This is a genomic window from Staphylococcus sp. GDY8P120P (assembly GCF_017892065.1).
Classification (GTDB): Bacteria; Bacillota; Bacilli; order Staphylococcales; family Staphylococcaceae; genus Staphylococcus; species Staphylococcus nepalensis.
In genome coordinates, this window is the sequence record NZ_JAESKI010000069.1 from 1 (window position 1) to 603 (window position 603).

At 32.0% G+C, this 603-nt stretch carries 1 protein-coding gene; it reads right to left on the reverse strand.

Annotated features, from left to right (window positions below; translation table 11 throughout):
• On the reverse strand, positions 1–603 hold a 603-nt coding region (gene gmpC / locus KA900_RS14700; RefSeq protein ID WP_210139798.1), incomplete at both ends, for a dipeptide ABC transporter glycylmethionine-binding lipoprotein.

The following is a 603-nucleotide window of genomic DNA, read 5'->3' on the forward strand; positions in this document are numbered from 1 at the left end:
AGGATCTTTTTTAGGATCTAATCCAGCTTTTGAAGCTACACCATTATTGATAACAGCAATATCCACTTCATCTAATGCTCTCGCTGTTTGTTGTGCATCTACTGCTTTAATGTTTAAATTCTTTTTATTTTCAACTATGTCTTTAGGTCCACCACTTAAACCGAAGTTCTTATCTAATTTAATGTAACCTGCTTTTTCTAATAATTTTAACGCTCTTGCTTGGTTTGAAACATCATTTGGAATTACAACTTTAGCACCATTTTTTAAATCTTTAACATCTTTCAATTCTTTAGAGTATATGCCTAATGGCGCAAGCACTGTCGTTCTAATAGGAGTAATATCTGTACCTTTATTTGCTTTCTTAAATTGATCTAAAAATGCGAAATGTTGGAAGGCATTTAAATCAATATCTCCGTCTGATAAAGCTTTATTTGGAACATTGTAGTCTGAAAACTGTTTGATTTCAACTTCAATACCATCTTTTTTATCTAATTCTTTAACTTTGTCCCAAACTGCTGTGTCATTTGATGCGATACCAATTGTGACTTTCTTATCGTCTTTCTTATCTCCACATGCTGCGAGTAATAATACTAATGCTACTAA